13 protein-coding genes and 1 pseudogene are annotated in these 16,824 nt (G+C 65.3%); 10 read left to right on the top strand and 4 right to left on the bottom strand.

Annotated features, from left to right (window positions below):
* Positions 1-98 precede the first annotated feature (98 nt).
* Complete coding sequence (locus tag OG711_RS21620) at positions 99-1,355, bottom strand: P-loop NTPase family protein (RefSeq protein WP_329560105.1); 1,257 nt, start codon at positions 1,353-1,355, stop codon at positions 99-101.
* Positions 1,352-2,914: an ATP-binding protein gene (locus tag OG711_RS21615; protein ID WP_266517233.1), complete on the bottom strand. Its 1,563-nt coding sequence runs from the start codon at positions 2,912-2,914 to the stop codon at positions 1,352-1,354. The genes OG711_RS21620 and OG711_RS21615 overlap by 4 nt, the downstream gene beginning before the upstream one ends.
* Before the next feature lie 486 nt (positions 2,915-3,400).
* On the opposite strand from OG711_RS21615, the gene OG711_RS21610 reads away from it, so the two are divergent.
* From OG711_RS21610 to OG711_RS21600, 4 genes and pseudogenes are all read left to right on the top strand, one after another.
* Positions 3,401-3,712 carry a transposase gene (locus tag OG711_RS21610; RefSeq protein ID WP_329560104.1) on the top strand — a complete coding sequence of 104 codons (312 nt, stop codon included), beginning with the start codon at positions 3,401-3,403 and terminating at the stop codon, positions 3,710-3,712.
* 90 nt (positions 3,713-3,802) lie between these two features.
* Positions 3,803-4,192 (top strand): IS3 family transposase, encoded by a 390-nt coding sequence (locus tag OG711_RS39175; protein WP_405673930.1) that lies wholly within the window; start codon positions 3,803-3,805, stop codon positions 4,190-4,192.
* A pseudogene (locus tag OG711_RS21605) lies at positions 4,141-4,581 on the top strand (IS3 family transposase); the annotation flags it as partial. The gene OG711_RS39175 and the pseudogene OG711_RS21605, both read left to right, overlap by 52 nt.
* A gap of 14 nt (positions 4,582-4,595) precedes the next feature.
* Entirely contained in the window at positions 4,596-5,138 is a 543-nt protein-coding gene (locus OG711_RS21600; RefSeq protein ID WP_266517241.1) for a hypothetical protein, read from the top strand.
* A 143-nt stretch (positions 5,139-5,281) separates the two neighbouring features.
* On the opposite strand, the gene OG711_RS21595 is transcribed toward OG711_RS21600, so the two are convergent.
* A complete protein-coding gene (locus OG711_RS21595; RefSeq protein WP_329560103.1) occupies positions 5,282-7,729 on the bottom strand; it encodes a WD40 repeat domain-containing protein in 2,448 nt (815 codons plus the stop codon).
* A 200-nt stretch (positions 7,730-7,929) separates the two neighbouring features.
* Between OG711_RS21595 and OG711_RS21590 the strand changes: the two genes are divergently transcribed.
* From OG711_RS21590 to OG711_RS21565, 6 genes are all read left to right on the top strand, one after another.
* On the top strand, positions 7,930-8,163 hold the full coding sequence (locus tag OG711_RS21590) for a hypothetical protein (RefSeq protein WP_266517246.1): 234 nt from the start codon (positions 7,930-7,932) through the stop codon (positions 8,161-8,163).
* Positions 8,164-8,585: 422 nt separating this feature from the next.
* Positions 8,586-9,911 (top strand): DNA cytosine methyltransferase, encoded by a 1,326-nt coding sequence (locus OG711_RS21585; protein WP_329560102.1) that lies wholly within the window; start codon positions 8,586-8,588, stop codon positions 9,909-9,911.
* A gap of 161 nt (positions 9,912-10,072) precedes the next feature.
* The gene (locus OG711_RS21580) at positions 10,073-10,684 is read left to right on the top strand and encodes a very short patch repair endonuclease (protein WP_329560101.1); all 612 of its coding nucleotides are present in this window, start codon (positions 10,073-10,075) and stop codon (positions 10,682-10,684) included.
* A 418-nt stretch (positions 10,685-11,102) separates the two neighbouring features.
* Positions 11,103-13,448 (top strand): ATP-binding protein, encoded by a 2,346-nt coding sequence (locus tag OG711_RS21575; RefSeq protein WP_329560100.1) that lies wholly within the window; start codon positions 11,103-11,105, stop codon positions 13,446-13,448.
* 11 nt (positions 13,449-13,459) lie between these two features.
* Positions 13,460-15,118: a DEAD/DEAH box helicase family protein gene (locus OG711_RS21570; RefSeq protein ID WP_329560099.1), complete on the top strand. Its 1,659-nt coding sequence runs from the start codon at positions 13,460-13,462 to the stop codon at positions 15,116-15,118.
* Between the two features lie 5 nt (positions 15,119-15,123).
* On the top strand, positions 15,124-15,756 hold the full coding sequence (locus tag OG711_RS21565) for a hypothetical protein (protein WP_266517263.1): 633 nt from the start codon (positions 15,124-15,126) through the stop codon (positions 15,754-15,756).
* A 475-nt stretch (positions 15,757-16,231) separates the two neighbouring features.
* On the opposite strand, the gene OG711_RS21560 is transcribed toward OG711_RS21565, so the two are convergent.
* Entirely contained in the window at positions 16,232-16,507 is a 276-nt protein-coding gene (locus OG711_RS21560) for a hypothetical protein (RefSeq protein ID WP_329560098.1), read from the bottom strand.
* Positions 16,508-16,824 lie beyond the last annotated feature (317 nt).

Raw genomic sequence — 16,824 nt, 5'->3', positions numbered from 1 at the left:
GGTTCGCGCCTGGATGAGCAACAACTGCGAGGCTGACAACCAACCACCCATCCATCGTCCCCATGGTGGACCGAAAGGCACTGGCTGCGGTCCGGAGGTCAGGGCCCAACAGGCACTTGGCCCCTGTCCCAAGCCTCGCGTATCAGGTTTTGGTCAAGCAACGGTGCTTGAACGGCCATAGCCGCTCCCGGGGGGTCCTTGCACAGCACGACCCCGCCCGTCGGCATCACCACACCGCCCTGGCGACCGCCCAGGAAGATCAGATGCCGGTCGTGGAGCTGTTTGCGGTCACCCGGATGCATCGTCTTGATCGCGCAGTCCAGCGCCGAGAAGGCGGCCATGGCAGAGGCGTCGATCTTCTTGGCCTGGTCCTTGGCGATAAGTATCCGGATCTGAGTCCCACAGGTCGCACGCACGGCCTGAAGGAATCGCAGCAGCCTTGGTGGGTCGACGGCCAGGTACCGGTCCACCCACACAACCGCCGACGCACCGGCGAGGAGCCCGCAGAAGGTGGCAACTGACTCCGCCCAGCGATCGGGCCATGTCGGTGCCCTACCGTCCAGTGCGGCGAGGGCCGCGCCCGACCTAAGCGCGCTCACCACGTCGTACCGTCCGTCGCCCACAGTGAAGACCAACGGAGCAAGGGCCTCGGCTGCGAAGTCGTCTGAAGGTAGCGTGGTCGGCCCGTCACGCACTACATTCTTGATCCATTGAACGGCATCCCACGGCACGTCCCGGACCCACTGGGGGGCTCGCAGCTCAGCCGCCTCGCGAATCTGGTGGAGGGCTGGCCTGCCCAGGACCGAAGTCACCTTCGCCAGCAGCGCGGTATTGCCGCCTACGGCTACTGCGGCATCCCGTGACTGGGGGCAGCCGACTGCCTCGAAGTCGGACTCGATCGTGCTTGGCAGAGGCACTACCCGCGCCCGCGCCACGAGTGGAGAACCACTGCTGACCAGGTGCATGCTGCGCGCCCACTGCCCCATCAGCAAGGCACCGGTGTCGACCGCCTGCTCGCCATCAACCAATAGATGCAGCAGCTGCCGCTGCAGCCTCAGACCATGCGACCGACGAAGGGCGTGTGGGTAGTCATCGAAGAGGAGGTGTGCCGTGCCATGCCTGCCGAGTGCTTCGCCAAGCCGCCTCTGAAAGTCCGAGCTGCGCACGTCTTGGTCCTGCTCGGTGTAACTGCGCCCGCGGGTGGACACGCTCGTGCCCCCCAGTTCCCGCTCCACCGCGTTGAGCAGAGTGGTCTTGCCCGAGCCCGGTACTCCCCGGACTATGACGATCTCTCCGTCGATCAAGTGCTCGCATACGGCCTGAACCCATTGCCCCTGCGACGGCAAGAGCTTCATCGCAACACCAGCGCGCGCATGGCGTGAATCCGTGGCGACCAGTTCTCGTCGGTGATGCCATACGACACCAAGTGCGCCGCCGTGTCAGGCTCGTTCCGAGCCCATTCCGTCGCTTCCTCACGCTCCTGCGGATCTTCGGACCATAGCAGTGGAAGCATGGCGGCCTCGTCCCCGAACCATTCGGTGAAGGAGGCCAACACGTCCTTAACCTCCGACTGGGGCGTATTGGGCCCCCGTCTCTCTGCCGCCTCTTCAAGCGCAGAGAGCGGAACATGCCAGGGGATCTCGTTCTGGGGCCGCTTGCGGGACGCGACAGAGCACGCCTTCCGGGTCAGTAGCGGGTGGCCACCGAACTCTTGAAACAGGAAGTCGATCGTGCGGTGGTCCGTGTAGCGCAGCGCCATCCGCTTTCCGAGGCTACGCACCATCTCCTGCATCTCTTCGCGCTTCATGGGAGAGAGGAAGGCCAGTCTGGCGAACTTGTACAGCAGGTTGTCACGCCCGTCCAGGAGCGGCCTCTCGAAGATGGCGGGATCCACCCCAGCACAGACAACACCGATGCCGTGCTTGCCTTCGGCCTCACGGCTCTGGACCACACCACGCAGCTGGGTCAGACACCTCAAAACAGCCGTCGCCTGTTCCGCGCCAAGATTGGAGCGGCTAGGCCACGCCTGATCGATCTCGTCGATAAACAACTCCAGACGATCTGGCAGCGCATCCAGCAGGAGGTTAAGGTCACGAATCCAATAGCTGCCGATCTGGACTGCTGGATTCGGGTTGCCCTCTCGGGTGAGCGTCATCAGCCGGGGCGGCCTTTGTCCAAGCTGCCGGACGATCGTGTGGCACTTCTCCAGCAAGGCGAGCTGGAACGCCTCAGAGGCCTGCAACACGCTGATGTCCAACCAGACCATGGGCTTGCCGCTGCCTTCGCGCTGTCGAGCAACGAAGTTAAGCAGCGAAGTCTTGCCTGCCTTGCGGAGTCCGAAGACTCCGACGGACTGCCCCCGGTCCAAGGCGAACTCGAGCTCAGCCACCTCGGCCTGTCGACCGTAGAACGCAGCAGGTTCGGTAATGGGACGCGTCAGATCGTAGTGGTCGTGGGTGACCATGATCTCCGCGATGCGCTCACGGAGCCCTATCCCAGGCCCGCTGAGCAATTCGTGCGAGTTGATCGTAAGGATGGCGAGCTGGCCGCGGCGCCGTTTAACGAGTTCAGACGCACCTGGATCCGAAGTCAGGAGGATGGCGAAGTCCGGGTCTACTCGGGCGTCGCGATCGTGCAGCCGTTCCGCGATGAGGGTGAGGGTTCGCGGTTCCACCCTCTCGTACGAGGCAGACAGACAGAGGACATCGAGGCGCAGGTCAAAGGTCTCTCGGACGTTTGCAGGCAGGGTGATGTAGATCCACCAGCGTGCTCTATCAGACTGGTCCTCTTCGAACCGGTATGCCTCCGCACCTATCTCCCGCAGGAGTTTGGTGAACTCCCGTCCGCCGGAGACCTGCTGCTCAAACCTTGCCTTGTGCGCCGCCAGAACTTGCTGGTTACGGGTGCTCGCCACGTGCGCCTCTCAGCGGGGATTTTGCCCACATGGTAGTGAGCGCGGCGAGGGCTTGCTGATGTTTCCCAACGGGACAGGCCAAACGCACCAGCAAGGTGAGACCTTCGAGACAGTGTCCGCACACGCCGACGCCCTAGAACACAAGCCGACACCGAAGGGCCTTCTGGTGACGGCGTCCGGGTTCGGGCAGGCCAACGAGGCGTTCGCCAACGGCGGTACGCGACCCGAACTAGACGGCACCAACCTTGTGCATGCGCTCAAGGAACACATGGATGACGTCATCCCCGGTCCGGTGTCGCCCGGCGTTGGCCACGATAGGTGTCGCGCCCCGGTTCCGAGGCGCAGACACCTGCAGACGGCTACGATGCGGCCACATGTGACCGCAGGAGTGCGTCGAGTACCCGCACTGGCGACCTGGGGTACTGGGCTTGATCCGCTTTGACGGACATTCGAGATCAGGGGTTCAGCCCCGAGAGGATGTCCATCATGGAGAGCATGGGGAAGAAGAAGCCTCGCCGCCCTCGCCGTTCGTTCACGCCGGAGTTCAAGGCCGAGATCGTCGGGCTCTGCCGACGGGGTGACCGCTCGGTCGGGCAGGTCGCCAAGGACTTCGAGCTCACCGGGACCGCGGTGCGGGACCGGGTGAAGCAGGCTGAGGTCGACGCGGGCGAGCGCAACGGGCCGACCAGCAGCGAGCGCGAGGAACTGGCCGCGTTGCGGCGGGAGAACCGCCGGCTGCGCGATGATGTCGACGTCCTCAAGCGGGCCACAGCTTTCTTCGCGAAGGAGACCCGGTGACGGTGCAACCGTTCATCGAGGCGGAGAAGCAGGCAGGTCACAGCGTCAAGCGGGCGTGTGAGCTGATGAAGGTCTCCCGGACCGCCTTCTGTGCCCGTCGCTCCCGCCCTGTCCGGCCCTCGCGCGGTGCGGGATGCCGGGCTGACCGAGCAGATCACTGCGGTCCATGCGAAATCGCGCGGAACCTACGGGGCCCCGCGCGTGCATGCTGTGCTCAAGCGCGAGGGTGCCGGGTGCGGCCGCCGTCGCGTCGCACGGCTGATGCGGGCCGCCGGACTGCAGGGCCGACACAGCCGACGACGGCATGTGACCACGATCTCCGATCCCCGGGCGGCTCTCCGTCCTGACCTCATCGTCCGGGACTTCCGGCCCGACCGCACCGGGCTCGATGCCCGCTGGTGCGGTGACATCAGTATGTTCCGACCGAGGAGGGCCGGCTCTGTCCGGCCACGGTCATCGACATCGCCTCCCGGCGCGTAGTCGGCTGGGCGACCGCCGATCACCTGCGGACCGAGCTGGTGGCCGACGCGTTGAAAGCGGCCTGCAGGCAGCGTCGTCCCACCCGCCCCGTGATCTTCCAGTCGGATCGCGGGTGCCAGTACACCAGTCAACAGTTCACTTCTCTGGCAGCCGAGTTCGGTATCCGGCTGTCGGTCGGACGAACCGGCCAGTGCTGGGACAACGCGCTCGCCGAGTCGTTCTTCTCGACCGTCAAACGCGAACTGCTCGGCACCTCCGCCTGGCCCAGCCGGGCCGCGGCCCGCACCGCGATCTTCGATTTCATCGAGGGCTGGTACAACTTGCACCGACTGCACAGCAGCCTCGGCTACCGCAGCCCCGCCTATTACGAGACCGCACTCGCAGCCTGACCACCACACCAAAGGTGTCCGTCACAGCGGAACAAGCCCAGAGCCTCGGCCTGCCCAGTTGGCAGGACGTCGCGGAGTGCCTCAGCACTGAGGCCGAGATCCTCGCGCAGGCTGCGCAGTCGAGTGCTCCTGACGGCATCAAAGAAGTACTTGACGCGATCGACGACGAGGACGGGGTGGAATTCGCCGAGCTCATGGCGGCGTTCTACGGGAACGATGTCGGAGTGGCTGGCCTGAGCTTGGCCCTCAACGCGGCTCGGGGAGCCACCTTCTACTCCTGCTCCAGCGGTCTCGATAGTCACCACCATGCCGAGTACCCGCTGGTGGGCGTCGTGCCTGACGCTCAGCGAGCGAGCCTGCTCGCCGAACTCGTGGAACGCGCCGGCTGCGGAATGGGGCAGCAGTGGGGCCGCTGGTACCTGTATGCCGAGTCGGTGAGCTCTATGCACACCCTTGGGCAGTTGATCCTGGAACAGCGAGAGGCGTTTGACGCGCTTCCAGAACCGAAGTGGGTCGATGGCCTCGCGGAGCAGCTCGAGCGGATCAACGACTACTGATCGGAACTTCTGGAAGCCCCGCAGGGGCCGCCGAGCAGGCGCGCTACCCCTCCCTGAGCCCAGGAAGTGGCCATCAGCTCGGTTCGGTCTGCTCATCCTTGGGCGGAACAGGTCCCATGTCGTCTATTCGGTCCCCTGCCAGATCAAACTTGGGGCCCAGGCGGGCTGCTTGCCGCCGGAGGCACCCACAACCGAACGGTGCGGTCGACGCTAGCGCTGGCGAGCACGGAGCTGTCCGGCGAGAAGGTGACTGCCGTCACTGCGTCGTGGTGACCGGCGAGAGGCTCTCCGACGGGCTGGTGGGTGACAGGATCCCAAAGGCGGACGGTGCGATCGTTGCTGGCCGTAGCAAGCAAGCCACCGTCGGGAGAGAAAACAAGGGCCGCAACGGCATCATCATGGCCCTTCAGGGGCTTTCCTACCGGCTGGTGGGTGGGTACGTCCCACAGTTGAATCAAGTGATCATCTCCAGCGGTAGCGATCAGGCTGCCGTCGGGCGAAAAGCCCACCGAGGTGACGGAGCCACCGTGGCCGTCCAGGAGCCTGCCTGTTGACACTCGGCTCGTGGAGTCCCACAGCCACACCGTGCCGGCGTCGGTGGCGGTTGCGATCAACCTGCCGTCGGGGGAGAACGCGATGCCGGTGACGAGCCCGTCGTGGCCGGTCAACGGCTCACCTGCGGCTTGCTGGGTGGTTGGCACCCACAGCCGTACGGCGCCTCCGTCATTGGCGACGGCGAGGAGGGTTCCGGTGGGCGAGAAGACCACTGACGTGATGGGGCCGAGGTGGTCGGTCAAAGGGCTGCCCGCTGGCGTCCGAGTGGCCGCATCCCATAGACGTACCGCGCCGCCACGGTCTGCCGTGGCGATCAGGGTGCCGTCGGGAGAGAAGGTCACCGCACTCACGGAGTCACGGTGATTGGTCAGGGGCCGGCCGACTGATCGCCGACTGGCTGGGTCCCAGAAGCGCACTGTATCGTCAGCGCCGGCAGTCGCGAGTTGGGTCCCGTCCGGCGAGAACACCACAGCGCGGACCGCGTCGCGGTGCCCGACCATAGGCGCCAAGGAGATGGCTTCCCCGTTCTTGAGTGCGGTGAGGACACTCCTGCTGGCGAGCCCCCGTGCGGTCAGGAAATCGAGCCGGGTACGTGGTTCGGCGCGCTGTGTGATCAGGTTCTCGTGCGGGTCGCTTTCATGCCGCGCACGCTGTGTCGGAACCGGCGCTGGCAGGATGTCCTCGGCCGTCCACAGCCGCACCGTGCCATCAAATCCGGCGGTGGCGAGCAAGCCACCGTCGGGGGAAAAGGCTACGGCTGTGGCCTTGCCGGTATGGCCGATCAGGGGCGCGCCGACAGCCTGCCCGGTGGCGGGATCCCAAAGCCGCACCACGCCATCGAAGTCGGTGGTGGCGAGCAGTTCGCCATCAGGGGAGAACGCTACGGCCGTGGCGGAGCCTGTGTGTCCTGTGAGGGGCGCTCCGACTGTCCGCCGGGTCGCGGGATTCCAAAGGTGCACCGTGCCGTCGTCACTGGCGGTGGCGAGCAGGTCGCCGTCAGGGGAGAAGGCGACCGATCTGACGGCGCCTGAGTGGCCCATCAGGGGTTTGCCGACTGTACGGCGAGTTGTCGGGTCCCAAAGGTGCACCATGCCGTCGAAGCTCGCCGTAGCGAACAGGCCGCCGTCAGGGGAGAACCTCACCGCTGTGACGGGTCCGGAGTGGCCGGCCAGCGGCTTGCCTATGGGTTCGTGGCTGAATCGATCCCATAGGCGTACCGTGCAATCGAAGCTGGCGGCGGCCAGCAGACTGCCGTCGGGGGAGAACGCCACCTCCGTGACCGCGACATCCTCCGTGGTAAGGAACGCCTTGACCCCCTCGTGGGTGCCGGGATCCCAAAGGCTCACCTCACCGTAGTCGTTGGCCGTCGCGAGCAAGCTGCCATCGGGGGAGAACACGACCGACCGCGTGATGTTCGCGCGACCAAGCAGGGGCTCACCGACCGCTTCTTGGGTGACCGGGTCCCAGAGCGTCACCACTCCAGATGCGCTAGCGGTCGCCATCAGGTTGTCGGCGGAGCGAAACGCCACTGACCACACGAAACCGGAGTGTGGAAGCGTCGGCGTCTCGAGACGAGATCTTGAGCCGCGACCGCCCTCCACGGATGCGGCCGAGTTCGCCGAATGTCCTGGCGTATCGGAGAGCGACGCGTTCGGCGAGGCGTTAGCCGGGACGGGCGTCCGCATGGACTTGGATGTCGAGCGCGCGTGGCGGACCCTAACCCGTAGCTTTTCGAGTCGCGTCCACTCCGCGCGCCACCACTCGACTGTTGGATGATCTCGGCCTACTGGACGGCTGCCGCTCGAGATGCTGAGAAGTGTCTGGACGAGCGCGATGAGGAAGTCGAGGCGGGGCAGACGTTTCGCGTTAAGGGCTTCACTGATCGCGGAGGCTGACAACCTTTGCCCCGGAGGCGCGGCACGGCTGATCGCGCGTTGGGCCGGTTTGCCGCAATCGATCCGCAGCGTCTCGAGATTGGAGGCGAAGTCCTCGAGTTCGCGCTGGAACACGGCTCCGGGAGCGTCCTCGTCCGCCACGTGCGTCCCCCTGATGGTCTGTGGAATTCAGCTTAGGACGCGGTTTACCGAACAGGACCGAACTCTGCCGAACATCACCATACATAGTGTGCGTTCGCTCGGCGGGTCACACGGTACGGCGATGGCCTGCGCCGATCGAGCTTGTCCGGGTTTCATCGTGCCGTGCCGGGCATTGCTGGCCGGGCTGGTGTGCTGAGGGCATGGATGAAAACGAAGAGACCACCGCGCCACCCGCTCCTCGGACTCCCGCCACGGCGGAGCCGGCACCGGAGGCGCCGATCCACGAACGGATGCTCGACCTGGCCGCGCTGCTGATCCTGATCACCTTGGCGACGGGCGTCTTCATGCTCGCCGGCCCCGAGGCGTTCACCGCGGTCAGCAGTGTCGGGTTGGGGCTGTTCGCGGCCTGGCGTGGCCGGCCGCCGAGACCGTGAGTCGCGGTGAAGGCCCCGACGGTTGCCGATGTTCGCCTCCTGTTGATGGGACCACGCGAGGCGCCCCTCGGGCCCACGCGCGATCCATCGAGCGATCCCCGTATGGATCGGCAGGGCGGGCCGACGCCGGCTCCATCACCGAGCGGCGCACGCAGCGCGTCGGCACTTATCCGACGGATGCCCCCATCGATGTCCCGGCGGTCTCGTGCAGGCCGCGCTCTCCCGGACCTGTCTGGCACCGCCCGTGCGTGGCCTGGGCGAGACGCCCTCGTCCCTTGAAGTCGGTGGTCGACCACCTACGACGAGTGATCGCCCTCCACGTTGGGATCACCAATCGCGCCATGCTCAGCCACCCACAGGAATGAAGCGAACTTCCTCGACAACGGTTACATGTACCATCTAATCCGCGGTATGCTTTCGCAATGCTTGAGCTGCAAGAAGAGCCAAAGCGTGATCGCACCGGGGTCGAGTTGTTCGCGGGGGCGGGCGGCCTGGCCATGGCGGTCCATCAGGCGGGCTTCCGGCCATTGCTGTTCAATGAGTTCGCCCCGCGAGCCTGTCAGACCCTGGAGGCGAACGGGGCGAAGCCTCGGGGGGACGAGGAGCGCATCCCCGAGCCTGGGGAGCCGTGGCCGCTGGTGGCGGGTGACGTCCAAGACCTGGACATGAGCTATCTGCTCGGTCGTGTCGACGTGCTCGCCGGCGGCCCTCCCTGTCAGCCTTTCAGCCTCGGGGGGATCGCGAAGGGGGACGAGGACAAGCGGAACATGTTCCCGCAGATGTTCAAGGCGATGCGCCAGATCCGGCCCAAGGCCGTGATCTGCGAGAACGTCGTGGGGCTGCTTAGGCCGTCCTTCAAGCGGTACCTCGAGTACATCCTGCGTGAGATGGAGATGCCCTTCGAGCTGCGAGACCCCAACACCCCTTGGCAGAGGCACAATCAGGACCTCATGGACCTCATCGAGGCCAGAGACAGGGCTTCGGGTGACCCGGCGGAGCGCTACAAGGTGGTGATGACGCGCGTGAACGCCGCGGACTACGGCGTCCCGCAGATCAGGCATCGCATCATCATCGTCGCCTTCCGGGAGGACCTCGGTGTCGACGTCGAGCAGTTCAAGAAGGATGTACTTCCCCAGTACTCCGAGGAGGCGCTCTTTCGGGCCATGCTCGATGATTCCTACTGGAGCCGCCATCCCGAGGTTCCCGAACCCGTACGCGCCGCGGCCAGGGCCAGGGCTAGGGCCGGGATCGCTAAGGGCGTCGCGCTCATTCCGGACGGATCGAAGCCCTGGCGGACCTTCCGGGACGCCATCGCCGGTATCGACGAGAACGAGGGTGATCCACTGCCGAAGATCTCCTGGGACAGGCTCGACCGCCAGGAACATCGCGCTGGGGGGTTCACTGACCACATCGGGTGGCCCGGGGCTCGGATCTATAAGGGCCACACACCCAATGAGCTGGACCGTCCCGCCAAGACCGTGAAGGCTGGCGTGCACGGTGTCCCGGGCGGGGAGTCAGTGATGCTGACCGATGATCTGGAGACTCCCGGAGGCACTACCTACAAGCACAGGTATATGACCGTGCGAGAGACGGCCCGCGTCATGACCTTCCCCGACGATTGGAAGCTTGAAGGGCCTCGTGGAGAGAAGATGCGGCAGCTCGGCAACGCGGTCCCGGTGAAGCTCGGCGCGGTGTTCGCCAATGCGGTGGCCAAGGCCCTCGATACGGCGTCGGGTCCGAGGACGTGATTGACGTGTCGAGGCCGCCTCAGGGTCGTTGGAACGACAGGTTGCCCCCCGACCGCGCCTGGAAAGGGCGATCGGGAAGGACCCGGAAGGCACTGTCCGCAGAACAGGACAAAGCTGCGGGTGGTCGCCATCGGCGCGAGGTTGACCTGGGTGACGGCCGCGTGGTTCACGCCTCGGTCTCCTTGAGGGTCCTGCCCAAGACGCGACGCATCCGCGCGTCACTGCGCTGGGGCGATGGGAGGAGGTCCCCGGAGCGCTATCTGGGGGAGGTCGAACACGCCAGCCGTCAGGCCAACCTCGCTGAGGGGTGGCGACTGGCCTGGGTCAAGGGCCTTCTGCGGGAGCAGACCTTGCCGGAAGGCTCGACGGCTTCGACGCCGGCGGTCCGTGCCTCCATGAAAGGCAACCGTGGAAGGGACACGAAGCCCGAGAAGGTACTCAGGTCGCTCCTCTTCAAGGAAGGGCTTCGCTACCGGGTCAACGCACAGCCGATCCAGGGCCTCCGGCGTAGCGCGGATGTGCTGTTCCCGAAGGCGCGAGTCGCGGTGTTCGTCGACGGATGCTTCTGGCACGTCTGTCCGGAGCATTATCGACCGTCGACGAAGAACAAGGAGTTCTGGACGGAGAAGTCCACCGAGAACCAGCGGCGGGACGCCGAGACCAACCGGATCCTTGAGGAGGCGGGCTGGACGGTCATCCGGGCTTGGGAGCACGAGGCGCCGGAGAAGGTGATGCGACGGGTCATCTCAGCTGTCCGCCGTGCGACCGCCTAGCTGTGCCTTCAGCTCCTCTCCATGTAGTAGGCCGCCGATCTCATCGGCCAACCTGCTTAGGACGATGCGGCCGTAGACATCGCTGCATGCGAGGACGGCACTCCCCGCGTCGACACCTGCCTCGCCGAGGGGCCCCACGGAGATCTGCACCTGGCCGCTCGCGTCGATGGTGGCCTACGCGTGTTCCCAGAGCTTGAGGCGATCCTGGCGCGCGGCGAACCGCGGCGGCGGGGTGCGGAGTGGGGTCCAGCAGGGGTTTCGAGATGTATGTCCCGCAGGTACCGGTGCCGCCCATTAGGGTTGACGCCATGCTGGTGAATGCGCTGGGGCCGGGAGCGGTGGGGGCGTCTAGACGCTGGTGGGCGCCCTTCGAGGCTGCCAGCAACGCGTTCGTTCATGACGAAGACGGGGGCCGACTGTGACCGAGAGCCAGTACATCAACGTCACGCCACACCCGCGCATCTTGGGTGTGCTGGGCGACATCGAGTTCTCTCACTGGCAGTGCCTGGCTGAGTTGATCGACAACTCCTTCGACGAGTTCCAAGCGGCTGCCGGGACTGTGGACCGCCCCTCGGTCGCGGTCTCGCTCCCGCCGGCGAACTCACAACGCGCGACGGCTGAGATCAAGGTGCAGGACAACGGCCGGGGCATGAGCCTGGAGGCTGTCACCAACGCCATCAGCGCGGGCTGGACGAGCAACGGTCGACATGGTTCCCTCGGACTGTTCGGCATGGGCTTCAACATCAGCACCGCCCGGCTCGGCCGGTGTACCACGGTACGCACCAGTCGTGCGGGCGATCCGGACTGGATCGAGGTGACCCTGGATCTGACCCGGATCGCCAACTCCGCCGAGTACCAGGCACCGTACCGCTTGATGCCAAAGGCCAGCCGTGACGAGCACGGCACCACGGTCACCATCAGCGAGCTCAAGCAAGAGCAATACGCGACGCTCTGCCGCCCTCAGACACAGACCGTGATCAGGGAGAAGCTCGGAGACGTCTATAGCTACCTGCTGGCGGAGAAAGGCTTCCTGCTCACGCTCAACAGCAAGAAGGTCAGGCCACGTCTGCCCTGTGTCTGGGATGAGAAGCGGACCGTCACACGCCAGGGCGTGGAGATCCATGCCGTACAGAGGGTCGACCGCGTTCTGAGTACCAAGAACGCCTGCATGGCGTGCGGATACTGGAGCACCGCCGACGCGGAACGCTGCGAGGAATGCGGACAGGACCGCCTGGAACTGCGGGAACGCAGGATCTGGGGCTGGATCGGGATCCAGCGCTACCTCCACCGCACCGACTACGGGTTGGACTTCCTCCGTAACGGGCGCAAGATCATGCTCAAGGACAAGCGCGCCTTCTACTGGGAGGACGAGGACGGCATCGCGGAGGCCGAGCTGGAGTACCCCATCGACTCCGGAGCCGTGCCGATGGGCCGGATCGTCGGCGAGATCCATTGCGACCACGTCACTCCGAACTACCAGAAGACCGCCTTCGAGTTCGATACTGCCGAATGGCGTCACGCCCTACGCGAGGTCCGCGGGACCAGTCCCCTCCGCCCTAAGATCGCCAAGAACCTTGGGCTGCCGGAGAATCGCAGTCCTCTCGCCCTGCTCTACGCGGGCTTCCGACGCCAGGACCCGGGGCTCAACTACCTGATCCCCGGCGACGGACGTAACGCTCTCCACGAGACGGCGGCGAAGTGGGCCGGATTGATGCGGAAGGGCGGCTACGAGTACCAGACCGATGAGGTGTGGTACCGAGCCGCTCATCAGCACGACAACCCGATAGCGGTGGACCCGCAGCCGGAGAATGACGACATCCTCCCCGGGTTCGGGGCTGGACTCCTCGACCTCGATGACGAGCCGGAAGACGGTGCGGCGACGGGTGCGACGAGCATGACCGCAACTGGTCAAGAACCCCCCGAGGGCGAAGTCGCACCGGCGGAGACGCTGGACCAAAGGCTCCAGCGATACCGAGATAACGCCGACCTCATCGTGGACCTGACAGGCCCGTACTACCTTGAAGAACTGGGCCGCGTGGATCTGACGGCCTGGGCGGTCCGCGGACAGAATCTCGTAACCAAGGATGAGCGGCCCGCACCTGCGATCGTCTCGATGGTCCGAGCCCCGCACCTCGATGTTTTCGTCGACACCGGCCACTCGCTCTTCCGAGAGCATGGGGCTGACCTGCGTGACCTGGCACTCGTCGAGGTCGCGGAGTTTATGCGGGTACGGGCCAACATCGTCTCGATGCCCTTGAGTGAGATCGTGGCGCAGCTCAAGAGCCACACCTCCAGTCCTCGGCTGACGCCAGCGGCGACTGCGGAGGAGTCCGAGAGGCTGCTGGAACAGGTACGCATGGCGATGGTGGCGCCAGTTTCGGCGAACCCAGCGGTGCACTGGCTACTACTTACGAAAGATGAACGAGCCGATGCTGAGCGCCGGTTCGCGGTCGAAGCTGGCGGAACGTCTCCTTGGAACGACACGATCTCCAGCGGTGAATTCATACGCTATGTCCCGGCCAGTGCGGTCATCCGTATTGTCCAGGACTCCCCGGAGAGTTTCCTCGACGGCTGCGTCTTCAAGCGCGGGTACATCGCTCTGAGCGATCCCGGCGCTCGGGCGCTCGTCGTGGAACGACTGATCAACCCCTTGGGGGACCTCGCGCTCCTGGAACAGCACCGTCCACGCCTCGACGTGGAGGAGCTGTCCCGGATCAGAATCAGCTGCAGACTCATCGCGCGCGACCTCGCCGACAACGCGTAGGGGGGAGCGGAATGCGATTCCTTGACGCCGCCTCGCTGCTGGACTCGGGCCCACTGCAGTTCCCTCGCCGCATCGAACGCCTCCTGTGGCACTTGGGCTTCTCCGATGTGTCCAACATCGATGGCTCCGGTGACAAGGGAGGCGACATCCTTGCCCTCCACAAGGGCGAGACCTGGGTGATTCAGTGCAAGTGGAAGCGGCACGGAGCCGTAGGGGCCGACGCGGTGGATGAGGTCGCTCGTGCCCGGGATCACTATCGCGCCTACGAAGCCGTCGTCGTCACCAACACCCGCTTCAGCCCTAACGCCCGGAAGCGGGTGGCGAATCTGGCACGCCTCGGTCCTGGGATCCTCCTGTGGGGCGGAACCGACCTGACGATGAGCTTCGACCGGGTACCGCCCCGCTTCGGCCAAGTGACACCGCGCCCGTACCAGACCGAGGCACTTCAGGAACTGACCGCCGATCTCGACGCCTCGGGTCGTGCGCTCCTCGTCCTGGCCACCGGTCTGGGCAAAACGGTCGTCGGGGGCGAGATGATCGCGGCGCACCTGCGACGCGTCCCCCACGACCAGGTCCTGGTCGTCGCGCACGCGAAAGACCTCGTCCAGCAACTAGAGCGGGCGCTCTGGCGGCACCTTCCCAAAGATGTCCCGACGCGGCTCCTCACGGGTGACACCCGCCCCGACGATCTCTCCGGTCTCACCTGCGCGACGGTCGGCTCGGCGCTGTCGGCCGCGCGATTCGGATACCGACCGGGCCTCGTCATGATCGACGAAGCGCACCACGTGGGGGAAGAGGGCCAGTACGACGAACTGCTGGAATTTCTCAGCTCGGCGAGGTACCTGGGCGTCACGGCGACCCCTTGGCGCGGTGACAAGCACGACATCACCCATCAGCTCGGCGCCCCCAGCTTCAGCCTGGGGATCGAGGAGGGCATGCGGCGCGGCTACCTCGCTCAGGTCGACTACCGCCTGTTCGTCGACGACATCGACTGGGACATCGTCCGCGAGGCCAGCGACCACTCATACGGACTGGCCGAACTCAACGCCAAGCTGTTTTTGCCGCAGCGGGATGAAGCCATCCGCGACGAGCTGGCCACCGCGTGGGCCAGCACGCGTAATCCCCGGGCACTCGTCTTCTGCCGCACTATCGAACATGCCGAGCGGCTCGCTGACATGCTGCGACGCACCCCTCTTTGGTCAGGCGCTCTCGCCATCCACGCGGGACTCGCCAAGAGGGAACGACAGAACCGCCTACTCGCCTTCCGGGCCGGCGAAGTGCCCATCCTGACGGCGATCGACATCCTCAACGAGGGCGTCGATGTGCCGGACGTGAATATCCTCTGCTTCGCGCGAGTCACTCACTCCCGCCGCATCTTCGTTCAGCAGCTTGGGCGAGGCCTCCGCTTGCGCGAGGGAAAGAATCGGGTCACAGTGCTGGACTTCGTCAGTGACCTCCGCCGCATCGCCGCCGCGCTCAAGCTCAAACGCGCGCTCGGCGGAGAGGGCGAGATCGAGACCCTGGCGAAGATCACCCCGTCGAACATCGACTTCAGTGACCAGAAGGTGGCCACCCTCATGGACGAGTGGATCAAGGATGCTGCCAGCCTTGAGACCGCGTACGACGAGCATCGACTCCAATTCCCCTCCACCCGCGCCCCCCAGGAGTAGTCACCGTGGCCTTGCAGCATCTGCCTGCGCCCATTCGCGAGCGCCTTCTCATCGAGATCTACCAACAGGCCAACGACATGGACTGGGAGTTCTTGAGTAACACAGAAAAGACGAATCAGTACCGGCGATGGATCGAGGACCCCAAGGTTGGCGGCGTCCTGCTCGCCTACGGGCCAGAGAAGGACGCCAGGGTCTGGATCAAGGACGTCCCGATGAAGGAGTACGCCCGAGCACAGGAAGGGATCGGGAACTATGTCCGCTATGCGGTAAATCGATTCCAGGGTCCGGCGGAAATTGTTCGTGCGGCATGTGGCAGCGGCTGGACGATCAAGCCCGATTCCGTTGGGGAGAAGCCGAACCACTGCTACGCCGTCGCTGGCGACGCCACTCGATACGTTTGTTGGGGCCGCGCCGCAAACTTCCGTGACCTCGTCTGGGCCGCGCTGAACGAGGCCATCGACTCGACTGAGCGGCCCGCGATCGTCATCACGACCCGCAACGGCGAAACTGTCTCAACGGCCGAGCACACGCGCCAGGATCGCCTCGCGCTGCGTTGTGGAGCGGACCTCCGGTACCTGCATCGTGAGATGGTCCCCAACCCGGACTACCTCGGGGCGACAGACGGCAGCCGCAGCTAATTGCAGCCCACACTCCTGGACTAGCCACCGGTCCATTCGATCAGCCTCGCCCACCGCAAAGGACGTCTAACCAGTGGCTCGCCGCGTTCACCGCACTACTGGCCATCCGCGAGTACGGTGCCGCCCTGCCTCCTCCCAGGAGGGGCGGCCCAGTGATGGCCTCTTTCGTACAGATGACGGTCAGGCTCTCGTCCTCGATAAACCAGGGGGAGGTTCGGTGCAGTGTGCCGCCAGTGGCCGTAGGCGGGTGTCACCGTCCGGTCGAGACTGATCGAGTGGACGACCACGAGGGCATTGTGTGGGGCGAGTTTGCGCTGCTGTTCGACCTCGGAGCGTGTCAGGATCACCTGACTGCCCATCGGAGGTCGTTCCCTTCACCTCCACATGCAGACGTTCCTCATTGCGGGTCAGGAGTAGTTCGTAGGAGCGAGTAGCGCCGACATCCTCGGCGGATCCCCCCCCCCGGCCTCGAAAGCTATGTCGCAAGGAGGGCGGCCCGTAGCTCGATCGCCTGGCGCTCCTCGGAGGTCAGAAGGAACCCTTGCCGCGAGCCTCGTGACGCACGTCGGCCAGCCGTGTTGTTAGCACTCTGTTGTGCCTCACGTACTACGGCAGGGACGTCGCCCGATACCTGGGCGGCAGCCTCTTCGGCCTTGTACAAGGTCCCGAGGAGACCCGCCATGAACAGCAGATTCTCGGCAAGGCTCTTCGGCGCGGGCAGCGCGTCGCGCCGGTACTCGATGGCGGTCACATGGCCCGGATCATAGCCGCGGCCAAGCTTCGTCCGAGCTCCCAAGGCCAATTCTTCGCCTGCCAAACCGGCAGCAGGTCCATGACCTTACTCAAGAGATCATCCACGTGCAGCAGCGTAGCCACCCGCTGGCCAAAGGAGCTGGGTCCTGGAGCCTGTGAATCCAGCAGGGCTCCAGGAGTCACACCGCCCATGTCAGTCCAGACAAACTCAGCGTTGCGCCGCCGCCAGCGGCCCATCAACTACTTTCCGAGCTGCGGCCATTGGTCATCCCACTTGGTCGCCACTGTCGCACATCTCGAAAGGTCGACGGCCAA

The organism is Streptomyces uncialis (assembly GCF_036250755.1).
In the GTDB taxonomy this organism is placed as follows: Bacteria; Actinomycetota; Actinomycetes; order Streptomycetales; family Streptomycetaceae; genus Streptomyces; species Streptomyces uncialis.
Note: the sequence above shows the minus strand (reverse complement) of the source record. Positions and strands in the feature narration are given on the sequence as shown.